General features: G+C 64.1%; 1 protein-coding gene. It reads left to right on the forward strand.

From position 1 onward, the window contains the following. On the forward strand, window positions 1-248 hold a 248-nt coding region (locus J5M56_RS26070), incomplete at both ends, for an amino acid permease (RefSeq protein ID WP_207938199.1).

Consider the following 248-nt stretch of genomic DNA (forward strand, 5'->3'; position numbering starts at 1 on the left):
TTCGGGGCGCGCACAGCGCCGGTCGGATGTCGGCAAGGCCACGGTGGTGGGGTTTCTCGGGGTGTTGGCACTGTTGGTGTTGGTCAATGTACTGTCGCTGGGGGTCATGACCCAACCGGAACTGGCCAAGCTGCAGAACCCGTCGATGGCTGCGGTGCTCGAGCATGTGGTAGGCCATTGGGGTGCGGTGCTGATCAGCGTCGGGCTGATCATCTCGCTGCTCGGCGCCCTGTTGTCCTGGGTGTTGC

The organism is Pseudomonas sp. 51_B, assembly GCF_017491595.1.
GTDB classification, from domain to species: domain Bacteria; phylum Pseudomonadota; class Gammaproteobacteria; order Pseudomonadales; family Pseudomonadaceae; genus Aquipseudomonas; species Aquipseudomonas promysalinigenes.